The 23,723-nt window shown below is 33.4% G+C and carries 18 protein-coding genes; 11 read left to right on the forward strand and 7 right to left on the reverse strand.

All coding sequences use genetic code 11. The features are described from left to right. Nucleotides 1-51: 51 nt before the first annotated feature. The 3 genes from ACXX80_RS15395 to corA all read right to left on the reverse strand — a co-directional run bounded on the left by ACXX80_RS15395 (nt 52) and on the right by corA (nt 4,541). Nucleotides 52-1,236: an acetate/propionate family kinase gene (locus ACXX80_RS15395; protein WP_458554012.1), complete on the reverse strand. Its 1,185-nt coding sequence runs from the start codon at nt 1,234-1,236 to the stop codon at nt 52-54. 86 nt (nt 1,237-1,322) lie between these two features. Next, complete coding sequence (pta, locus tag ACXX80_RS15400) at nt 1,323-3,416, reverse strand: phosphate acetyltransferase (RefSeq protein ID WP_458554013.1); 2,094 nt, start codon at nt 3,414-3,416, stop codon at nt 1,323-1,325. 54 nt (nt 3,417-3,470) lie between these two features. Then, complete coding sequence (gene corA / locus ACXX80_RS15405; RefSeq protein WP_458554014.1) at nt 3,471-4,541, reverse strand: magnesium/cobalt transporter CorA; 1,071 nt, start codon at nt 4,539-4,541, stop codon at nt 3,471-3,473. A gap of 345 nt (nt 4,542-4,886) precedes the next feature. Here corA and ACXX80_RS15410 point away from each other — a divergent pair, with 345 nt between their 5' ends. After that, entirely contained in the window at nt 4,887-7,460 is a 2,574-nt protein-coding gene (locus tag ACXX80_RS15410; RefSeq protein WP_458554015.1) for a zinc-dependent metalloprotease, read from the forward strand. 333 nt (nt 7,461-7,793) lie between these two features. Here the strand turns inward: ACXX80_RS15410 and ACXX80_RS15415 are convergent, their stop codons facing one another. Further along, nucleotides 7,794-8,519 (reverse strand): bacteriorhodopsin-like, encoded by a 726-nt coding sequence (locus tag ACXX80_RS15415; protein ID WP_417992149.1) that lies wholly within the window; start codon nt 8,517-8,519, stop codon nt 7,794-7,796. Nucleotides 8,520-8,632: 113 nt separating this feature from the next. Between ACXX80_RS15415 and ACXX80_RS15420 the strand changes: the two genes are divergently transcribed. Next, nucleotides 8,633-9,529 (forward strand): Brp/Blh family beta-carotene 15,15'-dioxygenase, encoded by an 897-nt coding sequence (locus ACXX80_RS15420; RefSeq protein ID WP_458554016.1) that lies wholly within the window; start codon nt 8,633-8,635, stop codon nt 9,527-9,529. A gap of 87 nt (nt 9,530-9,616) precedes the next feature. Here ACXX80_RS15420 and dnaK read toward each other — a convergent pair whose 3' ends face one another. After that, complete coding sequence (gene dnaK / locus ACXX80_RS15425; protein ID WP_417951362.1) at nt 9,617-11,503, reverse strand: molecular chaperone DnaK; 1,887 nt, start codon at nt 11,501-11,503, stop codon at nt 9,617-9,619. 451 nt (nt 11,504-11,954) lie between these two features. Between dnaK and ACXX80_RS15430 the strand changes: the two genes are divergently transcribed. The 4 genes from ACXX80_RS15430 to ACXX80_RS15445 all read left to right on the forward strand — a co-directional run bounded on the left by ACXX80_RS15430 (nt 11,955) and on the right by ACXX80_RS15445 (nt 15,327). Further along, complete coding sequence (locus ACXX80_RS15430) at nt 11,955-12,716, forward strand: Cthe_2314 family HEPN domain-containing protein (RefSeq protein WP_458554017.1); 762 nt, start codon at nt 11,955-11,957, stop codon at nt 12,714-12,716. A 77-nt stretch (nt 12,717-12,793) separates the two neighbouring features. Continuing rightward, entirely contained in the window at nt 12,794-13,288 is a 495-nt protein-coding gene (locus ACXX80_RS15435; RefSeq protein WP_458554018.1) for a hypothetical protein, read from the forward strand. Between the two features lie 203 nt (nt 13,289-13,491). Beyond that, on the forward strand, nt 13,492-13,815 hold the full coding sequence (locus tag ACXX80_RS15440) for a nucleoside triphosphate pyrophosphohydrolase family protein (protein WP_458554019.1): 324 nt from the start codon (nt 13,492-13,494) through the stop codon (nt 13,813-13,815). Between the two features lie 39 nt (nt 13,816-13,854). Next, the gene (locus ACXX80_RS15445) at nt 13,855-15,327 is read left to right on the forward strand and encodes a serine hydrolase (RefSeq protein WP_458554020.1); all 1,473 of its coding nucleotides are present in this window, start codon (nt 13,855-13,857) and stop codon (nt 15,325-15,327) included. Nucleotides 15,328-15,423: 96 nt separating this feature from the next. On the opposite strand, the gene ACXX80_RS15450 is transcribed toward ACXX80_RS15445, so the two are convergent. Beyond that, on the reverse strand, nt 15,424-15,804 hold the full coding sequence (locus ACXX80_RS15450; protein ID WP_458554021.1) for a hypothetical protein: 381 nt from the start codon (nt 15,802-15,804) through the stop codon (nt 15,424-15,426). Nucleotides 15,805-16,170: 366 nt separating this feature from the next. Between ACXX80_RS15450 and ACXX80_RS15455 the strand changes: the two genes are divergently transcribed. Further along, a complete protein-coding gene (locus ACXX80_RS15455) occupies nt 16,171-16,362 on the forward strand; it encodes a DUF1398 family protein (protein WP_458554109.1) in 192 nt (63 codons plus the stop codon). A gap of 205 nt (nt 16,363-16,567) precedes the next feature. Here the strand turns inward: ACXX80_RS15455 and ACXX80_RS15460 are convergent, their stop codons facing one another. Continuing rightward, nucleotides 16,568-19,186, reverse strand: a complete 2,619-nt coding sequence (locus tag ACXX80_RS15460; protein WP_458554022.1) for a TonB-dependent receptor — start codon at nt 19,184-19,186, stop codon at nt 16,568-16,570. Nucleotides 19,187-19,884: 698 nt separating this feature from the next. On the opposite strand from ACXX80_RS15460, the gene ACXX80_RS15465 reads away from it, so the two are divergent. The 4 genes from ACXX80_RS15465 (at nt 19,885) to ACXX80_RS15480 (ending at nt 23,656) form a co-directional block, all read left to right on the forward strand. Beyond that, nucleotides 19,885-20,322 carry an acyl-CoA thioesterase gene (locus ACXX80_RS15465; RefSeq protein ID WP_315211344.1) on the forward strand — a complete coding sequence of 146 codons (438 nt, stop codon included), beginning with the start codon at nt 19,885-19,887 and terminating at the stop codon, nt 20,320-20,322. Nucleotides 20,323-20,326: 4 nt separating this feature from the next. Beyond that, nucleotides 20,327-20,641: a hypothetical protein gene (locus tag ACXX80_RS15470; RefSeq protein ID WP_315211346.1), complete on the forward strand. Its 315-nt coding sequence runs from the start codon at nt 20,327-20,329 to the stop codon at nt 20,639-20,641. A gap of 362 nt (nt 20,642-21,003) precedes the next feature. Next, nucleotides 21,004-21,804 carry an NIPSNAP family protein gene (locus tag ACXX80_RS15475; protein WP_458554023.1) on the forward strand — a complete coding sequence of 267 codons (801 nt, stop codon included), beginning with the start codon at nt 21,004-21,006 and terminating at the stop codon, nt 21,802-21,804. 169 nt (nt 21,805-21,973) lie between these two features. Then, nucleotides 21,974-23,656, forward strand: coding sequence for a Na/Pi cotransporter family protein (locus tag ACXX80_RS15480; RefSeq protein WP_458554024.1), 1,683 nt, complete (start codon nt 21,974-21,976; stop codon nt 23,654-23,656). The last annotated feature ends 67 nt before the right edge of the window (nt 23,657-23,723 follow it).

Genomic DNA, 23,723 nt, shown 5'->3' on the forward strand with positions numbered 1-23,723 from the left:
AGTATAAAAAAAGCCTCTGAATTCAGAAGCTCCTTTGGGTTTTTTATTTTCTTACTTTATCAGTAATTCAAAGACTTGATTGGCAATTTCAATCTCTTCATTGGTAGGAATAACTACTATTTTAGTCTTGGAATCTAATGTATTGATTTCCCGAATTTCTTTCGAACGCATATCATTTTTAGAATCATCAAGTTCAATTCCAAAATACTCCATATCAGTACAAACTAATTTTCGCATATAAGAAGAGTTTTCTCCAATTCCAGCTGTAAAAATAATTGCATCCAAACCATTTAAAGCAGCTGTATAAGAACCTATATATTTCTTGATTCGATACGCATTCATTGCTAATGCCATTTGACATTCTTTATTTCCTTGTCCGGCTTGAGATTCAATATCTCTTAAATCACTAAAACCGGTAAGTCCAAGCATTCCGCTTTGTTTTTGCAACATGGTGTTGACATCGGCAAGGGAATAACCCAATGAATTGACCATATAAAATATAACTGATTGATCGACATCTCCACTACGAGTTCCCATAATCAAACCATTCATTGGTCCAAAACCTAATGTAGTATCGATACTTTTCCCATCTTTTATAGCCGCCATACTGCATCCATTACCTAAATGTATGGTGATAATTTTAGAGCTGTTTTGTAAAAACTTAATCGCTTTTTCAGAAACATATTTGTGGCTTGTACCGTGAAAACCGTAAACTCGAATTTTATTTTCGGTCAAAAGATAATTAGGCACCGCATATTTATAAGCTACAACTGGAATTGTTTGGTGAAATGCAGTGTCAAAAACAGCTACTTGTTTAGCAGTTTCAAAGATTTCTTCCGCTACAATTATTCCTTCAAAATTAGCAGGATTGTGCAATGGTGCTAATTCAAAAAGTTGTTTTATTTTGTCTTTTACCTTTTTGTTGATGATGGTGGTGTCTGAAAAACCAGCGCCTCCGTGAACCACACGATGACCTACAGCATCAATTTCGTGCGTGCTTTGAATCACACCTACTTTTTCATCCATCAATAAGCGAGCTATTTTTTCTAACCCCATTTTATGATTAGGAATTGGCATAGATTCCTCAATTTTATTTTTTTGAGTTTCATAGCTCAAATTTGACGTCTCTAATCCTATTCTGTCAATCATCCCAGAGCAAATAACTTCGCAAGAAGGCATGTCAATTAACTGGTATTTTATAGAAGAACTCCCTGAGTTTATTATTACTATTTTCATTTAAGTTTCATTAAAAGATTAAAAAATTGAAGTATTAAAAGATTAATATTAAAATCATTAAATATTTCAATCTTTAAATTAAAAAGCTACAATCCTTGTGCTTGAATCGCCGTAATCACGACTGTGTTTATAATATCATCAACAGTACAACCGCGGCTTAAATCATTAACCGGTTTGTTCAATCCTTGTAACATCGGACCTATTGCAAGAGCTCCTGTTTCCCTTTGCACTGCCTTGTAGGTATTATTTCCTGTATTTAAATCTGGAAAAATCAAAACGCTAGCTTGTCCTGCCACTTCTGAATTTGGCAATTTACTTTTTCCAACAGCCATATCAACCGCAGCATCATATTGAATAGGGCCTTCGATTTTTAAATCGGGGCGTTTTTTTCTCACTATTTCAGTTGCAGTTCTAACTTTATCCACTTCATCTCCTTTTCCGGAAGAACCAGATGAATACGAAAGCATGGCAATTTTTGGTTCAATACCAAAAGCCAAACTGGAATCCGCAGAGGAAATGGCAATTTCTGCCAGTTGTTCCGCAGTAGGATTTGGATTAATGGCACAATCTCCAAAAACAGAAACCCTATCTTCTAAACACATGAAAAATATAGAAGAAACTACAGATGAATTAGGTTTTGTTTTAATGAATTGTAATGCTGGTAAAATAGTATGTTGTGTAGTATGAGCCGCTCCGGAAACCATTCCGTCAGCGTGACCTTTGTACACCATCATCGTTCCAAAATATGAAACATCTTCCATTAAATCCTTAGCCATTCCTATGGTTACGTTTTTTGCTTTTCGCAACTCATAGTAGGTATTTACGTAATCATCATAATGTTCCGAATCTATCGGATTAATGATTTGTACTTTGGAAAAATCAAAAAACAACCCTAATTCCGCAACTTTACTTTCTATTTGTTTCTTGTTACCAATAATTGAAATATCTACGACATCCATTTCTAATAAGCGTGAAGCTGCCATGATAATTCTATCGTCATTTCCTTCTGGCAATACAATATGTTTCCTGTGTTTTCTGGCTCTTTTAACCAAATTATATTGAAACATTTTTGGCGTCATTCCTTCAGCTTCAAAAGTAATCAGTTTCTCGGCCAAGTTATCTAAGTCTACATATTTTTCGAAAGTAGTAATCGAAATTTCAATCTTCTGCTTGTTATTCGCGTAAATTTTAGATTTTATAGATCCTATTTTATTGGTGATAAAATAAGTCCCTTCTTCCACAGCAATAATCGGAACAATGGTCGAAAGTCCTTCTATCAATTTCAAAATACTGATTTCGGGCAAAATGTTACCCGTCAAAACTATTCCTGATATTGTAGGGTAATTTACGGATTCATTAGCCTGAAGCGCGCCAAGAATAATATCGGCGCGGTCTCCGGGTGTTATTACCAAACTGTTTTCTTTCAAATGCAATAAATAATTACACAATTGCATGGCACCCACACTAAAATTTCCGGTTTGATTGTTCAAGTGAGCCGAGCCAAATAAAACTTTAGCATCTAACTCATTTACAATTTCCTGTACCGTTGGATTATTTAGATTATGAATCAAAGGAATTGAATTCACTAATATGCTTTTGGGCAAGCTTTTCTTTAAACCGTTAGTTACTAATTCTATATTCTCAGGTTGCACTTTATTGGCGATTACGGCCAAAACTTCGACGTCTTTGACTTTGAATGAATCGTATGCTAAATAAAGACTATCTATTAATTCCTCTAATGTTTTCCCCACTCCAGAGCCAACAATAATCGTTGGGATTCCCAGATTCTTAGCAATCAGAACATTCATATCTAATTCGATAACAGTTCCTTCTCCTGTAAAACTAGTTCCTTCAACCAAAACAAAATCGAAACGTTCTTCTAATTTCTTGTATTTTTCAATAATCAAATCGAGAACCTCCCCTATTTTTCCCTTGTTCTTCTTTTTGATTAATTTACTTTTTGTAATGGCATACGCATCTTCAAATTCAATATCCATTCCAAAATGACCAATCACGGTTTCAATATGATTATCAAATCCTCCTTCTTCAAAATCTTCAACAATGGGTCTAAAATAACCTACTTTGGCCATTTTGCCAATAAGCATGCTCATCAATCCCAACGTAATAATCGACTTTCCACTATTTTGCTCGCTTGTTGCAATGTATATGGCCTTGTTCATTTTTTTATTTTTAAATTTAATTCCAAATCAATTGAATGTATTCTTTTTTAATTTCTAGAACCAACGGCGTTTTTTAAAATAAATTATCATTCCAATCACTATCAAAAACATGGCTCCAATAACAGTATGATAGCCATAATGACGTTTGAGTTCCGGCATGTATTCAAAATTCATTCCATAAACACCCACAATAAAAGTAAGCGGAATAAATATTGCCGATACGATGGTCAGCGTTTTCATAATTTCATTCATCTTATGTGTTTGTGCCGAAAAAAAGAAATTAGATGCACTTTCCAAAGAACTCATATCGGATTCAATTTGTTCTAAAAGTTCTAAACTCTTTTGATGCAATCGAGCAAAAAAGCTGAAAGTATCTGCTTCCATAGCATTAAATATAGTATCGTCTTTTATGCTTTTTATATCATACAACGAATCTCGTAATGGAATAATGGATCGTTTTAAGAAATTTAAATTATCGCGGTGTTTCTCTATTTTTTCTAAAATTATGGGGTCAACACTTCCCTTAGTGAGATTAATGAGTTCTTCTATATTATCTTCTTCGTTTTCTAAAGTGATATAGAAATTTTCCATAATTGCATCCAAAAGGATGTACAACAGATAATCCGCTTTCTTAGTTCTGACAATTCCTGAATGCGTTCGGATGCGCTCTCGAATATGGGTAAAAAAGTCACTTCGCTTTTCCTGAAAAGAAATTAAAATCCCATCTTTTAACAAAAAACTAATTTGTTCCACACTTATATTATCCGAATGTTCCGAAGGCAAAAGTGATTTTATGTTAAAAAACAGAAAGTCATGAGACTCTTCCAGTTTAGTTCTTCGGGAGGTGTTCAAAATATCGGCCAACATAAAATTATCGATTTCAAAATAATCTCCAATTGATTTTAACCACTCTACATTATTTAAACCATGTATATTAATCCAATTTGTTTTTTGCTCATCAATATATTTATCTAAATCCGAAACCTTAAAATCCTCATATTCGGTAAGATTCAAGTCATCATAAACAAACAACTGCAGTTCTGATTCCTTACTTTTATGAATTCCCGTATATTCTAAATTATAGGGTTGCATTTTCTTTCCTTTCTTGTACTTAATTTTTCTCATGCCAACTGATTTACGTAGTAATATTACAAAAAACTTTTACAAAAAAATCGTTTCTTGATACTTTTGACATTCTTAAAAATGAAAAAAACGGGTTTAATTTAGTATTTAAAACGACAAAAGTAACTCGAAATATTTATTCCTTTCATGAGAAAAATCATATTCCGCTATAGAAAAAGCCTTTAATCAACGATTGTTAAATATTGTTAATTATTCAAAATAGTACCTCGAAATAGCCTTTTTATAAAAAATATATCAATAAATTTGAGCTTATGTCGTAACAAAACACAATAAAACACGACTTATTGACCATAACCAATTATAAACTTTATTAAATACATTAATTAAATGGTGAAAAAAAAACTAACCCTAATCATTACCTGTCTGTTATTTTGTTTTGCACAAGGCACATTTGCACAAAGCAAAAAAAAGAAAAGAGCAGACAAAAATGCCCCTGCTAAAGTAGAAGCTAAAGCACCAGAATCCAAAGACGGTAAAAAAGAACCAAAACCGTACAAAAAAGTTATTGACTCAACCGCAGTAACACAAAAAGGATTAATTGATATCCATAAAATTAATGACAAGTATCTTTTTGAAATTCCAGATTCCCTTTTAGGAAGTGAAATAATGACAATCACCAGATATTCTAAAACTCCTGCTGGAGGAGGAATTTTTGGTGGAGAAGAAATCAACAGACAAGTAGTTCGTTGGGAAAAAGGGCTGAATAATAACATTCTTCTTAGATCAGTTACCTACGTTATTATGTCTCCGGACGATGATAAACCAATGGCTCAAGCTGTTAAAAATTCAACTTCGGATCCAATTATTGGAAACTATGATATCTTGGCATTCAAAAAAGATTCAACAGGTAAAAATAATGCTGGATATGTGATCGACTTAACGAGCACTTTCGATGGTGATATTCAGACTTTTTCATTAGATCCAATTAAAAAACAATTGTTAAACATTGTAGCTTTTCAAAAGGATAAATCATTCATCTCAAAAATAAGCAGTTATCCAATAAATACTGAGATTAGAACTGTAAAAACATTTACAACTACTCCGCCTCGTATTTCAATTACTCCAACACCACAAATTGGAGTTAATTTACCCTCTGCATTAGATGCTGGAGTAATCACGGTTGAGATGAATACTTCTATGATTTTATTGCCAAAAACACCTATGCGCAAAAGAGAATTTGACGCACGTGTAGGATATTTTGCAAACGAATACGGAGTTTTTGAAGAAGAATCTCAAAAATCAGACACTAAAACTTTTGCTGTAAGATGGCGCTTAGAGCCAAAATCTGCCGAAGATGCTGCAAAGCAAAAAAAAGGTGAATTAATTGAGCCACTAAAACCAATTGTATACTACATTGATCCAGCTACACCTGACAAATGGAAAAAATTCATCAAACAAGGTATTGATGATTGGCAAATTGCCTTTGAAGCTGCAGGATGGAAAAATGCAATTCGTGGCGAATATTGGCCAGAAAATGATCCAACAATGAGCTTGGAAGATGCCCGTTTTTCAGTATTACGATATTTTGCGGCTGAAATTCAAAACGCATACGGACCTAATGTTCATGATCCTAGAAGTGGTGAAATTTTGGAAAGCCACATCGGTTGGTACCACAATATCATGAGTCTTTTAAGAAACTGGTACTTGATTCAAACTGCAGCTGTAGATCCTGCGGCAAGAACAAAAAAGTTTGATGATAAATTAATGGGAGAATTAATCCGTTTTGTATCTTCTCATGAAGTAGGACATACTTTAGGATTGCGTCATAACATGGGAGCAAGCTCTGCAACTCCGGTTGAAAAACTAAGAGATAAAGCATACCAAGATAAAAACGGCCATACTAGTTCAATCATGGATTATGCTCGTTTTAATTATGTAGCACAGCCAGAAGATGGCGTTACTTCCTTATTTCCTAGAATTGGGGATTATGACAAATGGGCTATTAAATGGGGTTATTCCTATTTTGACGGAGCTAAAACTGAAACTGAGGAAAAAGCGAAGTTGAATGAAATGACTAAAGAAGCTTACAAAAACAACCGTTTATGGTTTGGTACAGAATCTAGCCCTTATGATCCAAGATACCAAACAGAGGATATTGGAGATAATGCCATGAGAGCTTCTGAGTACGGAATCAAAAACTTAAAAAGAATTTTACCTAATTTATTAGAGTGGACTAAAGAAAATGGAGAAAGCTATGCTGAACTAGACGAACTTTACGGCGCACTTACTGGACAATTCAGAAGATATATGGGACATGTTACTAAAAACGTAGGTGGAATCTATGATTCTCCAAAAACGTATGACATGACAGGAAATCAATTTGAAGTAGTTCCAAAAGCTATCCAAAAAGATGCTGTTTTATTCTTGAACACTCAATTATTCTCAACACCAAATTGGTTATTGGATCAAAATATACTTTCGAAAATAAACCCAGAAAGTGGTGTTGAAGCAATCAAAGGAATGCAAGATGCTACCTTATCAAGTTTATTAGCTGGAGACAGAATGGTTCGCCTTATAGAAACTTCTTCTATGAGTAAAAGTAACTATACTGTTGATGAATTAATAAGCGACCTAAAAAATGGAATCTTTTCTGAATTGAAAGGAAGTGGTTCAATTGATGTATATCGCAGAAACATTCAAAAATTATATGTTGACAAAATGATTGAATTACTTAAACCAGGTACAGCCATGGTAAGAGCGGTTCCTGTCGGAGTTACTTACGGTTTCACAACAAGAAGAGTAAATCTTGCTCAAACTGATTTACCTTCTATTGCAAGAGGTCAATTGAATAGTTTGAAAAACGAGATGAAATTAGCCTCATCGAGAATGACTGATCGAATGAGTAGATATCACTTACAAGATTTAATTTCTAGAATAGGAGAAGCTTTAGATCCTAAATAATGAATTAAAAAGGGAAAATGTTTAACCACATTTTCCCTTTTTTTTTGCTTTGTAATGAATGTTATTTCATCGTAGGAATATGCGAAATGTACTAACGCATTTCGTGGTTCTTATGACGTTTTTAAACGCTCATTGAAAAGAAGCATGTCATACAGACCAACGTTATATAGACGACGCACTAATGTGATCTCTAAGTGATAAATAATAATAGAATTAAAACACCCGACTTGCTTCAAAAACAGGTCGGGTGTTTAATTTCATTAAGTGACAAAAAAAACCGGTCTATCGCTAGTCCGGTTTTCCAATCAAATATTAAAAAAATAAAAAAAGGAATTAATCTTTTTGGGATTTTACTGCTAAACTATAGATTACTAAACCAAATCCAATTTTATTAATTGCATCAGCAATGTTGTACACCACATCAATATTACCGGAAGGAATTAATCCGTTGTACCATCCTGTGGTTCCCATCATGTATCCTAATGGATAGATGGACCATCCAACAAGTACAAACCAACATAAAATCTTGTGTGCTTTTTGAATTTCTCCTCCAGCTGCAGCAGCTAATTTTGAAGCTTCTCCCAACCAAATTTCATATACAATAGCAAAATAAGCAACTCCGGAAATGAATCCCCATAGTGCAGCACTATCAGTAAATACAACTTCTCCGAAATAACCTGTAACTAACATTACTATCGAATAAACAATCATTTTCCAAAGCAACGATTGCTTTGCTCCTGCTACTTTAAGTATCAGATAAAACTCTAAACACATCAATGGCACTGTAAGTACCCAGTCTACATAACGAAAGAAGGTAGGCGATTCACCAAATGATGCCCAATAATCTCTCATGTAGAAATAATGTACTGCAGCAATAAAGGTAATTAAACCGGATACTAAAACTGAAGTACGCCACTTTTTATCAAACTGGCTCAAGGATAAAAAGAAAAATGCTGAAGCGGCCATCATAGCCATACAGCCTACAAAGAAAGTAAACCCTACGTAATCGGTTGGGGATAATTTTCCGACTAATCCTGAAATAAACATAAAATTTGTCATAAATAAATAATTTTAATAGTTTTTTTGTTTAACCAAATATATTAAAAGTTAAACAATAAAAAATCATTTTTGTTTAATATTTTTTAACTAATTTTAAACAATAATTAAAATTCATGAAAAATTATTCAAATATTGTAATAGTAGCAAGCTTTTTCGGACTTTGGATGGATTCCTTTCTCTCGACAAAAATCCAAATAATGTTGGGCTTCTTCTTAATTTTTACCTTTGGAATATTACATGGTGCAAACGATTTACTTTTAATTAAAAATATTAAAACCACAAAACAGTCCAATTCCTGGTTTAAAATACTAGGATATTATGTCGTAGTCGTTTTAATAGGCGCATTGTTGTTTTATATAATTCCTCAAGTGGCGCTACTATTATTCATACTCATAAGCGCATATCATTTTGGAGAACAGCAATGGCAAGAATTATTGGACGCCTATCCGAAATGGCTCCAAATGGCATTTCAGTTTTTATACGGATTCATTATCTTACAATTACTTTTTGTTTTTCACTCCAGTGAAGTACAAAGTATCATTTTAAAGATCGCAAATATCAATTTACCAAGTCTATACTTTGATTTGCTTTTACAAATTTCATCAGCTGCTTTTATTGGTTTAAGTGCCTATTTGTATTGGAAATCAGAAAAAATTAGAATAAAACTGCTTTTAGAATTCTTTTATTTAGTTCTCTTTGCAATCCTTTTTAAGTCTTCCAGTCTGATTTGGGGATTTGCTATTTATTTTGTTTTATGGCACAGTATCCCTTCTATAATTGACCAGATTAAGTTTTTAAATGGTTCATTTTCAATAAAATATTTTATCGCCTATTGCAAGACCGCAGGGATTTATTGGTTGATATCTATAGTAGGAATTACACTAATCTATTATATGTGCAAAGAGAAACAACTTTTTAACGCTTTGTTTTTCTCCTTTTTGGCAGCCATAACCTTTCCGCATGCGCTAGTGATTACTAACATGTTTGGCACAAAACAAACTAAAAAATAGAAACATAAAAAAAACCGTTCACCAATGGTGAACGGTTTTTTAAACCAATAGTAGCGATGCACCACAGTGCATTGTTACAAGAATTTATTATTTTACTTCTTCAAATTCAACGTCTTCAACATTGTCTCCTTGAGCAGCATCCCCTTGAGGTTGTGCTTCACCTTGACCTTGTTCTCCTTGAGCGTACATTGCTTCAGTAGCAGTTTTCCAAGCAGCATTGATGTTATCCAGCGCCGTTTGAATTGCAGGAACATCTTGAGATTGGTGAGCCATTCTCAATTCAGTTAATGCATATTCTACAGCAACTTTATGATCATCAGCTAATTTAGCTCCAAGTTCTTTCAATTGAGTTTCAGTTTGGAAAATCATTGAGTCAGCCTCATTAATTTTCTCTGCTTTAGCTCTTAAAACTTTGTCAGACTCAGCGTTAGCTTCAGCATCTTGTTTCATTCTTTCGATTTCTTCAGAAGTTAATCCAGAAGAAGCTTCAATACGGATATCGTGAGATTTTCCAGTTCCTTTGTCAGTTGCCGAAACTTTGATGATACCATTAGCATCAATATCAAAAGTTACTTCAATTTGAGGAACTCCTCTTGGTGCTGGTGGAATACCATCTAAGTTGAAACGACCAATAGTTTTGTTATCAGCAGCCATTGCTCTAGCTCCTTGAAGAACGTGTAGTTCAACAGTTGGTTGAGAATCAGCAGCAGTTGAGAAAACTTGAGATTTTTTAGTTGGAATAGTTGTGTTAGACTCAATTAATGTAGTCATAACTCCACCCATAGTTTCGATACCTAAAGATAAAGGTGTAACGTCTAATAACAATACATCTTTTACATCTCCAGAAAGAACTCCACCTTGAATAGCTGCTCCAATAGCAACAACCTCATCAGGGTTAACTCCTTTAGACGCTTTTTTACCAAAGAATTTTTCTACTTCGTCAGCAATTCTTGGCATACGAGTAGAACCTCCTACTAGGATAACTTCATCAATATCAGAAACAGTTAAACCTGCATCTTTCAAAGCTCTTGCAACTGGTGCCATAGAACGTTTTACTAAATCGTCAGTTAATTTTTCAAATTGAGAACGAGATAATTTTTTCACTAAGTGTTTAGGTCCTGAAGCAGTAGCCGTAACGTATGGCAAGTTGATTTCAGTTTCTGCAGAAGAAGACAATTCAATTTTTGCTTTCTCAGCAGCTTCTTTCAAACGTTGCAATGACATTGGATCTAAACGTAAATCAATACCTTCTTCAGCTAAAAATGCATCTGCTAACCAGTCAATAATTTGGTGGTCAAAATCATCTCCACCTAAGTGAGTATCTCCATTAGTTGACAATACTTCAAAAACTCCGTCTCCTAATTCAAGAACAGAAATATCAAATGTACCTCCACCTAAATCGTAAACAGCAATTTTTTGATCAGTTCCTTTTTTATCCAATCCGTAAGCTAGTGCAGCAGCAGTAGGCTCATTGATGATACGCATAACTTTAAGACCTGCAATTTCACCAGCTTCTTTAGTCGCTTGACGTTGTGCATCATTAAAGTAAGCAGGAACAGTAATAACTGCTTCAGTAACTGTTTGACCTAAATAGTCTTCAGCAGTTTTTTTCATTTTTTGAAGTGTCATTGCTGACAATTCTTGAGCAGAGTATAAACGACCATCAATATCCACACGTGGTGTATTGTTGTCCCCTTTTACAATTTTGTATGAAACTCTTTTTGCTTCAGCCGAAACTTCACCAAAACCTTGTCCCATAAAACGTTTGATAGAAGCAATAGTCTTAGTTGGATTAGTTACCGCTTGTCTTTTAGCAGGATCTCCTACTTTGATCTCTCCACCTTCAACAAAAGCGATGATAGATGGTGTTGTTCTTTTTCCTTCTGCATTAGGAATAACAACTGCTTCATTACCTTCCATTACAGAAACACAAGAGTTGGTCGTACCTAAATCAATTCCGATTATTTTACCCATTTTTAATATATTTAATTTTATTGTATATTCAATTATATTACTCGTGGTCGATAAGTCAATCTTTGTGCCAATACAAAACCCACTAATAAAATGTCAGTTTATGTTAAAATTGGCGTAAAAAAATCTGACAAGATGACATTTCAGCGGGTTTGTCATTCTGGCGGAAGTTGTAATTTAGGAGCTCTCTCCCGCTCTCCGCTCTATCTTTATGTTCTTAAAGAAAGAACATAAAGGATGCCGCTACTATCGGGGCTAGGAAATCTGATTACTAAGTTTATTTGTTATTATCCTATTAAGTTAAGAATTTCAATATCAATAATTCGTAATAAATTAATTACATTAGCAAAACGATAAAATGCTATTTGTAGCGCCAAGCAACCTGATTTTGGATGGATATGCGCTAGTATGTAGCGGGTATATTCAAGTTAGTAGCCATTATAAAAAAGACCGAATGGAAATAACCGAATTTAACGGCGAATTATTCAAAGATTTTTTTGAAATTGTTCATCGAACAATGAAGGAAATAGACAATCATCCAGAATATAACCTAAACAAAAACAATCATCATTTACTTAGTCAAGAAGGAAAATATGCTAATAAAGTTTTTAGCTTTTATTCTAAAATAACTGAAATCAAAGAAGATTTGAGAAAAATTGAAGTTTTTCTTCGTCGTTTCCCATTAAAAAAGTTTTATGAAGAAAACGAAATTTCTCATTTAGATTATATTAAATATCATACCGAAGTTTTTTATCACAAATCTAATACACTTTTAGATTTGTTCAAATTAATGACAAATGAAGTTTATGAGCTTGGATATTCTGAAAAAAAATGTACTTGGGGAAACTTAATAAAATCGGAAATAGTTAAAGAATCATTGTCAATAAAAGTAATAGAATATTATCATAAAAGTTTTGAGCATATTATTGAAGCTAGAAATTTAAATACCCATCGCGGAATATTTAAAGATTCCGAAAAAGACGATATTGAAAGTCCAATGATGATTTACAAAAATTCAGAAAAATTCAATATGGAATTAGGAGATAACTTCAGAAAATTGATGCCTAAATTTTATTTAGAATATAAACTTAAAAAATACAAAAATGACAGATTATTATTCATCAAAAGCGGAAATAATGTTGCAGAACAATACATTAATTTTTTTATGAACGTAACTATTCCTGAATTTTTAAAAAGAGCAAAAGTGAAACAATAAAGGCTACTAACAGCTTCTAAAACGGATTTTGTCAATAAAACTGAATTATAGAAACTAATTACATAATAAAACTAAAAATGAGACAATATAAAGCAAACTCAACAGACTCTAAAAGTTTCATTTTGACAATAGAAAATACCAAAATTGGAGAATTAAACTATACAGAATGGTACTCGTTTAAAGCAGAAATAAAGTTGGCTGACAATTCAATTTATCAACTTGAACCAAAAGGATTTTGGGATTCTAAAATTGAATTAAAAAAAGCAGAAAAAACACTATTAGAATTCAAAATGGGTTGGAAAGGAATTGTAATTAAAACTAACTTTAATGAAAATGAAAAAAATTATTTGTTAAAATTGAAAGGACTGCTCAGTAATAAATTTATACTTATTGATGCCGAAGAAAACGAGATACTTTCTGTCGATACTGATTTCAAATGGAATAAATTTAACTTTGACTATACTATTGAAACTTCAACAGAATTTGATAATATGGAAAATAAAGAACTTATGCTGTTGACTATTCTTCACTGTATAAATTATTATTTGACTATTATTGTTGCCGTTACTTAAACAACATAAATCCGATTATGTGGATTTGCAAAACTGCGTTATCATAATTTTAATTCTTATTTTCGTTTAGCCGAACATACAAACCGTTAAATTTTCCCCAGCTCGCGCTAGCGTCTCGCTCGTGACCTGAAAAATTTAGATTTTTTTTAATTACAAATACTCTTTCAAAAGCTCATGTACCGACTAACCCAAATAAATAACAAATGAAGAATTTAGATTTAAAAGAAATCAAAGAAAGGGCGTTAAAAATCAGAGAACAATACCATCAACTGGAAAAAACGCACCACGGCAGTGAGTGGACGGTAGAAGAAGATGCTTTGGCTTTTCTTACGGATGCGGGATTAGTAGGACGTCACACCATGTCAAAACAAGGTCGCTGGCCAAAAGGAGATACAAACCCTGAACTGCAGCATAAATTAGGTGAATGTATTTGGTGGCTCACAGTACTTGCTGACCGAATGGACATAGACATTAATGAATCAATTGAATCTTTTTTGACAAAAACTGAAAAATTATTAGGAGAATAAAATTATAAAAAACATCAATCACTAAAACCAACAATCATCATGAAACAATGTTCCAAGCATTTTACAGTAAAGACAATCTTAATTGCTTTATTCATCCAGCTAATTACAATAACGGTTTCCTTTGGGCAAACCAAAGTAGAACAGATCGATAAATTGATGAATCTATATTCAGAATACGGGCAATTTAACGGCTCCATTCTTGTCGCTGATGCTGGAAAAGTTATTTATAAAAAGGGATTTGGAATGGCAAACATGGAATGGAATATTCCGAATCAGCCAGACACTAAACACCGATTAGGTTCTGTTACCAAACAGTTTACCGCTGTATTAATTGTTCAATTAGTCGAGCAGGGAAAATTAAAATTGGATGCGCCTATCTCAACCTATCTTCCTGATTATCCTAAAACATTGGGCGATAAAATTACTATTCATCATTTACTGACGCACACCGCTGGAATTCCTAATTACACTTCGTTTCCTAATTTCGTGAAAGATTTAAGCATCAATCCGTATAGTCCAGAAGCTTTTGTGAAAAAATTCGCTGACTTACCGCTGGAATTTACACCTGGTGAAAAATTTGCCTACAGCAATTCCGGTTATTTTTTATTGGGATACATTATAGAGAAAGTTTCTGGCAAAACCTATGAGCAGAGTTTACAAGACAATATTCTTGCGCCACTAAAAATGAATAATACAGGATTTGACCACCATGAAACGATTCTGAAAAACAGAGCTTCCGGGTATGAGAAAAACGGTAAAAACTTCAGCAATGCCGGCTACCTTGATTTGTCAATCCCTTACGCTGCTGGTTCTTTGTATTCCACTGTAGACGATTTATTTCTATGGAATGAAGCACTTTACACTGAACAATTACTTTCGACAAAATATAAAGAACTATTATTTAATTCCTATATCCCCGCAGGACCTGGACATTATGGTTACGGATGGTTTATCAACAAGGCTTTCAATGGAGAAAAAAATGACAGCATAACGGTTATTGAACATGGTGGTGGAATAAATGGATTTAACACTTTATTTTCTCAAATTCCATCTGACAAAAATCTGGTGGTTTTATTAAATAATACGGGCGGTACCAACTTAAACGAGATGAATAAAGCGATTAGAAATATCCTTTACAATAAACCTTATAGTTTGCCTAAAAAATCATTGGCTGTTGCTTTCGTAGACGTAATTCTGGAAAAAGGAATCACATCTGGAATCGAGTATTTTAAAGAATATAAAAATTCAAATACTTATGCTATCAACGAAAATGAAATGAACAGCGCAGGATATCAATTATTACAAACCGGAAAAGTAAAAGAAGCGATAGAAGTTTTTAAACTAAATGTAGAAGCGTTTCCAAAATCAGGAAATGCCTATGACAGTTTAGGAGAAGCCTATTTAAAAAACGGAGATAAAAAGCTGGCGATTATCAACTATAAAAAATCCATAGAACTGGATCCAAATAATGAAAACGGGAAAAAAGTATTGGAAGAACTTTCAAAGTCCTAAATTATTTAGAACTATTTAAAAAAAACCGCACGCATCATGTTTCATAGTAAAAGCATGATCGTGCGGATAATAAACTCCCACTTATGAGTTCCATTTCTAATTCACTGCCTTAGTAGATTTCCCTACCGTCAAATAAATGTGATTGTTGGGATAGAGGAATTCAATTTTTGTATGCTGCTGGTTTACCCTCATTTCTACCTGTTCGTTTTCATTTTCTAAAGTATAAAAGGTGTAATTTCTATCCTGAGAAACAATCCCAGAGTCTACAATTTTATATTTCATTTTTGTAGCCGTCAGAAAGAAAACCACATCGCGCTTTTGAGTATCCAAGAACACAAAAGAGTATTCATTTCCTGCAATATTACATTCTCCTTGTCTAAAAGGTTTCTCATCGATGCAATAGCGCTGCACGTTAAACACTTGTTCTTGAGCATACATACCACCCGTTAGCAACAACAGTACAATTATTTTTTTCATACACATGAGGTTATTTCTATTATCCGGAATTGGACAATCTTTTTTTCATATGCAAAACACACGCCACAATATTTTTTGAGATAAAATAATCTACAAACACCCTATTTAATTTTGGTCGTTTATCATAAAAAAGCCGTGAAAAGCAAGGCGTACCATAATTACATTCCGTTTTTATTTGTATTTTCGATTTTCTAAAACTCACCTGCTTTCGTTAAAATATATTCCTGAAAGTTCCGTCAAGAATAATTTTAAAACACAATAACAGTGACTTCATTTATAAAAGAATGATCTTTCCGTTGGTCTAATCTTGACCCTAATTTTCATATCCGACATAGCGCTTATTATGGATATACTAATCATTAAGTAATCACTGATAAAAAATACGATCAATTATTGATCGCTCCCACTTCAAATAAAGAACGCTTCATTGAATTTCTGGTTCTTGATGAAAGCGGTCAAACCGACTATTATACTTTTTGTCAACAAGCTGCACAATGCGGTATTGCCAAGTCGCGTATTGATATCATCGAGATGAAATGTACTTATCTTACTACTTGAGGGGATCCCATTGTAATAGAAAAATTCTGGTTTAATTTTTTGAGTTTTCTAATTTTCAATTTCAACTCATACCATTATAACTAAAATATGGTACTACCCCATTCAATTATTAAAATAAACAATACGGAAGCAATCAGTTAAAATTAAGAATAAAAAAAACGGGAATAAATCCCGTTTTTTTTTATGATTGTATTTTAGCTGCCTTTTAAAACTTAAAGTTTAGTCCAGCTGTAAAGGTTGTACCATTAAACCCAAATTGGTTTACTTCCCATGGATATTTAAAACGACCTCCCAAGTCAGTAACTACATCCCCTTTAGTGTCTATTGTGTCAGGATAAATATTGAATAAATTGTTTACCATCACATTAGCAGATATTGTACTTGTAAATTTATAAACAACTCCTAAGTCAGTAATCACTTTTCCTGCAAAAGTCTGATCTTTTGAGATGTCTGTAGCATGTTGCCAGGAAACTTCACCAAAGTAGGTGTTATTGAAAATTACACTAGCTTTTTTCAAATCATAATTAGTCCCTAACAATACTTTTGTATTAGGTCTTGCACTTAGAATTCTACCTTGCTCTTTACGGTTGAAAATGTCATAACCGTTAGCTTTCAAAATAGCTGGTGTTGCAATTTGTCCATCAATTTTAGTATTGGCAATATTTGAAGCCAAAGTAAATCCTAATTTACCGTTCCCCATTGCAAGGTTTTTATAATTCAAAACAACATCAACACCTTTGGTTTTAGTATTAACTGCATTGATAAAAAACTTCATACTTGTAATATCATTAGCAATTAACACCGCTTCAACTGGGTTAGTTGTGGCATTATCTCCATCAAAGCCAACCTCTCCAGAAAACAAAACACGGTCTTTTACTTTGATATGGTAGAAATCAACCGAAGCAGAAAAATTAGCACCTGATCTAAAAGTAATCCCTGTTGATGCATTTTGTGACTTCTCAGCATGTAATTTAGGAACTCCTAATCCAATCACTGCTGGATCCACATTGTTAAAAGTCCCTTGATTAGAAACCGTACCTCCAGATACAAGTGTTTGAATATTACTCAAATAAATCTGATGTAATGCTGGTGCTCTAAATCCTGTGCTATAAGAAGCTCTCACAGTTATATCATTATTCAGTTTGTAACGAGAATTCACTTTCCAAGAAAAATTATCACCAAAATCAGAATAGTTCTCATATCGTAAAGATCCTCCTATCAAGAAAGCCTCTGTCATATCATAATCCAAGGTTGTATAAACCCCTACGTTATTACGGTCTTTTTTTAATGCATTTGCCGGTTGTAATCCAGGAAAAGACTGTGCGCCTCCACCTACATAAGATTCCTCTTGACCTGCTCTCGCTTCAAATTGTTCTTTTCTTAATTCCGTACCGAAACCAAAAGTTACTTTGTCAAAAGTTCTACTAAAATCAGCATTACCCACCAACTGACTAAAAGTATATCCACCAGTATTAAATTCAGTAGGACTGTTAGCACCTAAAGATACATTCAATGAATTCCCCACTGTGTAATCTACTTTATTAGAACCCGCTGTTAAACTGAAATCTGAATTAAAACCAAACAAAGTTGATTTTATCCCAATAGACCCAAGGTTATCAAATACATCCGTGTTGAATGTAGGTTGGAAACCGTTATAAGTCGAACCTGCATCGTGTAATAAATTGTTAGGGTCTGAAACCCAGTAAGGTGCTCTATACAAAGCAAAACTCGTTCCTTTTCTAACATTTACATCTCCAAAAGCGTAAATCGTTGTAATGTCAGAAATAGGATATTCAGCATTAACCACCAAAGCTCCCATTTTAGAAATTGGCTGACCAATAGTCATCCCCAAGTCTGGATTTCTACTTAACCAGTCTCCCCATTGTGGATCATTTGCAGCTACTCCAAACAAATCATCTTTTCCTGGTTTTCCTGCTCTATTCGTTTTCTTTTGATCTAAATAAGAAAGATTAAAATTCACAAAACCTTTGTCAGCAATTTTAAATCCTGAATTAAGATCAGCTCCAAAATTGAAACCGTCACCTTGCGAAGTAATTCCTGAAGTAAGACTTACTTCCGTAAAATTAGTTTGCTTTTTAAGGATAATATTGACTACCCCTGCAATGGCATCAGAACCATATTGAGAAGAGGCTCCATCTCGCAGCACTTCAACTCTTTCGATTGCTGAAAAAGGAATACTTTTCATATCAGTTCCTACCTCACCTTTTCCAGGAGTATCATTAATATACACTAATGCACTTTGATTTTTTCTTTTTCCGTTTACCAAAACTAACGTACGACTGGGTCCTAATCCACGCAAATCTGCTGGGTCAAAATGAGCTGTCGCATCAGAAATAGCCTGACTGCTGGAATTGAATGAAGGAATTTTATAGGCTAACATTTTATCAAACGTAACTTGCCCGCTCGATTTTAGATCTTCCGCATACAGCTTATCGATCGGAACAGCGGAATTTAATACGCTACGCACTTTAGATCTGTTTCCCGTAACAACAACCTCATCTAAACTGTTATTAGGGTCTAACTTAAAAACAATAGCGGCAGCAAAACTAGTCACCTCGATGTTTTTGTTTTGGTATCCTACATATTTTGCTGTCAAGGTAGCTGGTAATCCTTTTAACTTAATTTCAAAATTACCATTACCGTCCGTAGTCACACCTAGGGATGTCGCTTTATCCACAACATTAGAATAAGGCAAAGGTTGCCCATTCTCATCCGTCACAATTCCTTTAACGGTTTGGGCATTCATAACTGCAGGTCCTATTATCATAAATAATACGCCTAAAATAAATTGGTTAAATCTCATAAATAATTTTTTGATAGTTTCATATAATGATGACCACAAACCTATGTATTTTTCCTAAATAAACCTTAAAATATTGCGTTTTTATTTGAATTTTTAGAATTAATGTATTTCATCAATTTTTATTAAGATCACAGTAAATAGTGGAGTTTCTAAATTTTAAGGACAAGTATTTATTCCATTGCTAACATATTTTTACAAATTTTGAAATTATACGACAACTAAAGTTTTAAATGCCAGGTATTTAGTTTTAACTAGCCATTTACTTACAAATTTCACTTCCCTAATGTCTATATCTACTATCCCATATTCGTACGTGCGACCTATTTTTGACTCAAACTATTTAATTCGTTTTCTAAAAAAAATTTAGATATTTATTAAAAACAAACCTAAATTTCAATTTTTTAAATAAAAAAGAAATGATTTTGCTGGTATAAATTTCAAATTTTGGCTACTAAAACAAGCTATAATAATACTACGTTTGAGAATGATTTAAAACAGCGGATTTCACAGATAGATTGTCAACTATTCCCTTTATAACACGTATTATCAATCTACTATCATTTTATTATTAAAATTACCAGAAGTTACAAATGCTTATCAGCTTCTTGCTTCCTTTTTTTTGTATTTTCGGCTTCTTAATAATCCTAGTGTTTTCTTCACAACTTAATATTGGAAAACAACTTCAAAAAAATATAACAATGACATCATTCATAAAAGAATTATCTTTCCGTTGGTCTGATCTTGACCCTAATTTTCATGTACGACATAGTGCTTATTATGATTTTGGTGCTCAACATCGTATTGAGCTTTTAGAAAGCTTGGGTTTAACAATGAAGGTGTTGCGATCACAGAATTTTGGCCCTATATTATTCAGAGAAGAATGCGTTTTCAGAAAAGAAATACTGCTTTCGGATAAAATTGTAATGCATACAAAAATTTCCAAAATGAGACCCGATGCTTCGCGCTGGTCAATAGTCCACGAATTCCTGAATGACGAAAATAAACTTTGTGCCGTAATAACCGTAGATGGAGCTTGGATGGACACCAAACTGCGCAAAATAGCTGACCCAACACCCGAAATAGCGACGGACGCTATTCGTAATTTTCCAAAAACTAATGATTTTCTAGAACTTTAAATTTATGAAACAATTTTTAAAAATTGCCAGCTGCTTACTAATTGTATTGGCGCTTGCTGTAAGTTGCAGTCCGTTGCTAAACGCAAATACCACTGAATTCACCACCGGAAAAGTGCAGGAAATCGTTGTAGGTAAAGACGGCTATACCGCCAAATTAGCAACAACAGAAAATTCAATTTATTTAGTGACTATAAGTCGCGCCAATTTATTAGAACCAACACAATATAGACAAGTCTCAACTGGAGAAACTATTCAAGTGAAAGGAGATATTTTTAAAATTTCAGGGGTTAATCATATGACCGTGCGAGTGCTGAAGTAACGAAAAATAAAAAGATTGTAAATCCAGAATAAAAAAAAGTCAGTAGAACATGTTCTGCTGACTTTTTTGGGTTATTAAATATTTTGCTACAAATTGTTTCCGCTTCAAGTAAAAAGTCCAACAATAAACAAAATAACATTAGCGCCTAAAACCGCTGTACTTGATAAATTACAACAATCGGCTTCACGACCGCCAACACCCAATCTGGCACCTAAGCATTCTTTTGAAAAACTCTAGTAATTACAATTGTTTGATTAGCTGTAATCTATTATGACAGGTCAAATTGAATAGTTAGAAAAAGTAATCCTTTTTTCATACTTTTATAAACGAAATGCTATTAATTTCTAAATGGAAAACAAAATATGAAAGTAACAAAATTACTATTCTTGGTAATTATCGGACTGTGGATCAGTAGTTTTAAAACTATGACTTCTGATACTAAAATCGTAGTTCAATCAAGAGAATTCTACCAAATTAAAACCTATATTTTCAAAACGGATCAACAAGTTGAAAACACCGAAAAATATTTGAAAGAAGCATTTCTTCCGGGTTTGAAAAAACTTGGAATTAAAAATATTGGTGTGTTCAAACCAAGACCAAATGCTATTGACACGATAAAAAAAGTGCTGGTAGTTATTCCGTTCTCATCCATGACTCAATTTCTGGGATTAGAAGACAAACTGGCTAAAGACAAAACCTATTTAGATGCAGGAGCATATTATTTAAATGCTTCCTATAAACAAGCACCATATTTACGTATTGAATCTATTTTATTGAAAGCTTTTTCAGATCATCCAATCTTGTCAACTCCTGTTTTGAACAGTCCAAGAGCAAACAGAGTGTATGAATTGAGAAGCTACGAATCAGCAACCGAAGCGATTTATAAAAACAAAGTCGATATGTTTAATGCCGGCGGAGAAATAAAACTCTTTGACCGTCTTGCTTTTAATGCGGTTTTTTATGGCGAAGTTATTTCGGGAGCCAAAATGCCAAACTTAATGTACATGACCACTTTTGCAGATCAGGAAAGCAGAGATTCGCATTGGAAAGCCTTTGTAGATTCTCCGGAATGGAAAGGATTAATAGCTATGGAAAAATACAAAAACAACATTTCCCATATAGACATTACTTTTTTGTATCCAACTGATTATTCCGATTATTAGTTTTACAAATTCAAATTTCAATCCTAAACTACAACCCTAAAAAGCTGTAGTTTTTTTTTATTTAAAACCTTAAAATTTTTACTATTTTTCGAATCCAGATAAGCGTAAATACGTCGTTAAGAAAAGATTAAATCATTAATTTTAAGTATCTTTAATCCTATTTTTAACTATGGAAACACTCAATACAATATTAAAACTTTCCGCTGGTGTAGGACTGTTTCTTTTTGCCATGTATCTTGTGGAGGAATCCCTAAAGAATCTTTCCGGGAGAAACTTCAAACTCTTTCTGCAGCGAATCACAAAAAACAACATCGGTGCAGTGGCAGGCGGAACAATAGTAACCGGTATTCTCCAGAGCAGTTCTATGGTTTCATTGATGGTTTTGGCATTTGTTGGCGCAGGAGTTTTTACCATGAAAAATGCTATGGCCATTATTCTTGGAGCAAATTTGGGTACAACACTTGCCAGTTGGCTGGTAGCAACACTTGGTTTTAAAACTAATATAGAAGTAATTGCTTATCCGGCAGTTTGTTTGGGAGGTTTTCTCTTAATCCTTCTTGGAAATCGGAAAACCATAAAATATGTTTCCTATTTTCTTTTGGGTTTTGGTTTAATGTTCATCGGCCTTTCCTTCATGAAAACTGCTATGGAAACGCAGGTTCAATATTTTGATTTTTCACAATATGCTTCGGAGCCATTAGTGATTTTTCTGATAATTGGTTTTTTGATTACGCTAGTTGTTCAATCGAGCTCTGTAACTATGGCACTAACATTGAGTGCTCTCAACGCTGGAGCTATAGGATTTCCTATGGCAGCAGCAATCGTTCTGGGAAGCGAGACTGGCACCATTATTAAGATAGTGTTGAGCGCTATTGGCGGAAATGCTTCCAAGAAACGAGTGGCACTAGGCAATTTATTGTTTAATATTTTCATTACCGCCATTGCTTTTGTATTGCTAAGACCTATTATCCTGCTGATAACCGATATCATAAAAATCAAAGATCCACTCATTGGGTTGGTAACTTTTTCGAGTTTAATAAATCTATTGGCCATTGTTTTGTTTCTTCCTGTTTTGGATTTATTCACTACCTTTTTGGAACGTTTTTTCAAAAATACCGATGGTACTGCAGCAGCATTTATAAACCACGCATCAATCGCAGAACCGGAAACAGCGTTGGATTTATTTATAAGAGAAACGAGATATTTTATTCATAACTCGATGCTTTTCAATTTGGAATTATTCAAAATTCAGACTAATGAACTTGACCAACAAACAAATTACAACGAAATCAATGATAAAAGAAATTTTGATTCAAAAACTCCAGAAGAGAAATATGAATTCCTAAAACAATTGCAAGGAGAATTACAGGCATTTTATTTAAAATTAAGAGCTAAATTAAATAGTGAAGGAAATTCGGAGTTAAACCAATTGATTTCTGCCGTGCGAAGTTCTATGCATGCTGTAAAAAGCATAAAAGATATTGGAAGCAACATTACAAACCTTAGCAGTTCATCAAAAGAAATTAAATATCAGTTTTTCCTGCATCACAAAAAAGAAACCGAAGAACTGTACCTGAAATTAAATCTGTTTTTGAACACCGAAAAAAGCTCGGATTTTGAAGAACTGAGAATTCAATTTGATACGATTCAAAAAAATTACACAACAGCACTCAATACATTTTATACCGAGGCACAACTTGCGCCTATTGAAGATATTGACATCACAACAGTAATAAACTTCAATAGAGAACTTTTTACATCAAACAAGGCAATGTTAATGGCTGTAAAAGATATTTTATTAGATGAAAAAGAAGCTCAAAATTTTAATGAAATCCCAATCTATAAAACATAAAAAACGCTTCATCAGCATGTGATGTATTCCAATAATTTTACAACATTATTTTTAAATTTTGTAAAGT

It is taken from the genome of Flavobacterium sp. GNP002, assembly GCF_054343795.1.

Excerpts from the sequence above, each read along its gene's own strand:
- ACXX80_RS15395 (WP_458554012.1), bottom strand. The coding sequence starts at position 1,236 with ATGAAAATAGTAATAATAAACTCAGGGAGTTCTTCTATAAAATACCAG.
- pta (WP_458554013.1), bottom strand. The coding sequence starts at position 3,416 with ATGAACAAGGCCATATACATTGCAACAAGCGAGCAAAATAGTGGAAAG.
- corA (WP_458554014.1), bottom strand. The coding sequence starts at position 4,541 with ATGAGAAAAATTAAGTACAAGAAAGGAAAGAAAATGCAACCCTATAAT.
- ACXX80_RS15410 (WP_458554015.1), top strand. The coding sequence starts at position 4,887 with ATGGTGAAAAAAAAACTAACCCTAATCATTACCTGTCTGTTATTTTGT.
- ACXX80_RS15415 (WP_417992149.1), bottom strand. The coding sequence starts at position 8,519 with ATGACAAATTTTATGTTTATTTCAGGATTAGTCGGAAAATTATCCCCA.
- ACXX80_RS15420 (WP_458554016.1), top strand. The coding sequence starts at position 8,633 with ATGAAAAATTATTCAAATATTGTAATAGTAGCAAGCTTTTTCGGACTT.
- dnaK (WP_417951362.1), bottom strand. The coding sequence starts at position 11,503 with ATGGGTAAAATAATCGGAATTGATTTAGGTACGACCAACTCTTGTGTT.
- ACXX80_RS15430 (WP_458554017.1), top strand. The coding sequence starts at position 11,955 with ATGGAAATAACCGAATTTAACGGCGAATTATTCAAAGATTTTTTTGAA.
- ACXX80_RS15435 (WP_458554018.1), top strand. The coding sequence starts at position 12,794 with ATGAGACAATATAAAGCAAACTCAACAGACTCTAAAAGTTTCATTTTG.
- ACXX80_RS15440 (WP_458554019.1), top strand. The coding sequence starts at position 13,492 with ATGAAGAATTTAGATTTAAAAGAAATCAAAGAAAGGGCGTTAAAAATC.
- ACXX80_RS15445 (WP_458554020.1), top strand. The coding sequence starts at position 13,855 with ATGAAACAATGTTCCAAGCATTTTACAGTAAAGACAATCTTAATTGCT.
- ACXX80_RS15450 (WP_458554021.1), bottom strand. The coding sequence starts at position 15,804 with ATGAAAAAAATAATTGTACTGTTGTTGCTAACGGGTGGTATGTATGCT.
- ACXX80_RS15460 (WP_458554022.1), bottom strand. The coding sequence starts at position 19,186 with ATGAGATTTAACCAATTTATTTTAGGCGTATTATTTATGATAATAGGA.
- ACXX80_RS15465 (WP_315211344.1), top strand. The coding sequence starts at position 19,885 with ATGACATCATTCATAAAAGAATTATCTTTCCGTTGGTCTGATCTTGAC.
- ACXX80_RS15470 (WP_315211346.1), top strand. The coding sequence starts at position 20,327 with ATGAAACAATTTTTAAAAATTGCCAGCTGCTTACTAATTGTATTGGCG.
- ACXX80_RS15475 (WP_458554023.1), top strand. The coding sequence starts at position 21,004 with ATGAAAGTAACAAAATTACTATTCTTGGTAATTATCGGACTGTGGATC.
- ACXX80_RS15480 (WP_458554024.1), top strand. The coding sequence starts at position 21,974 with ATGGAAACACTCAATACAATATTAAAACTTTCCGCTGGTGTAGGACTG.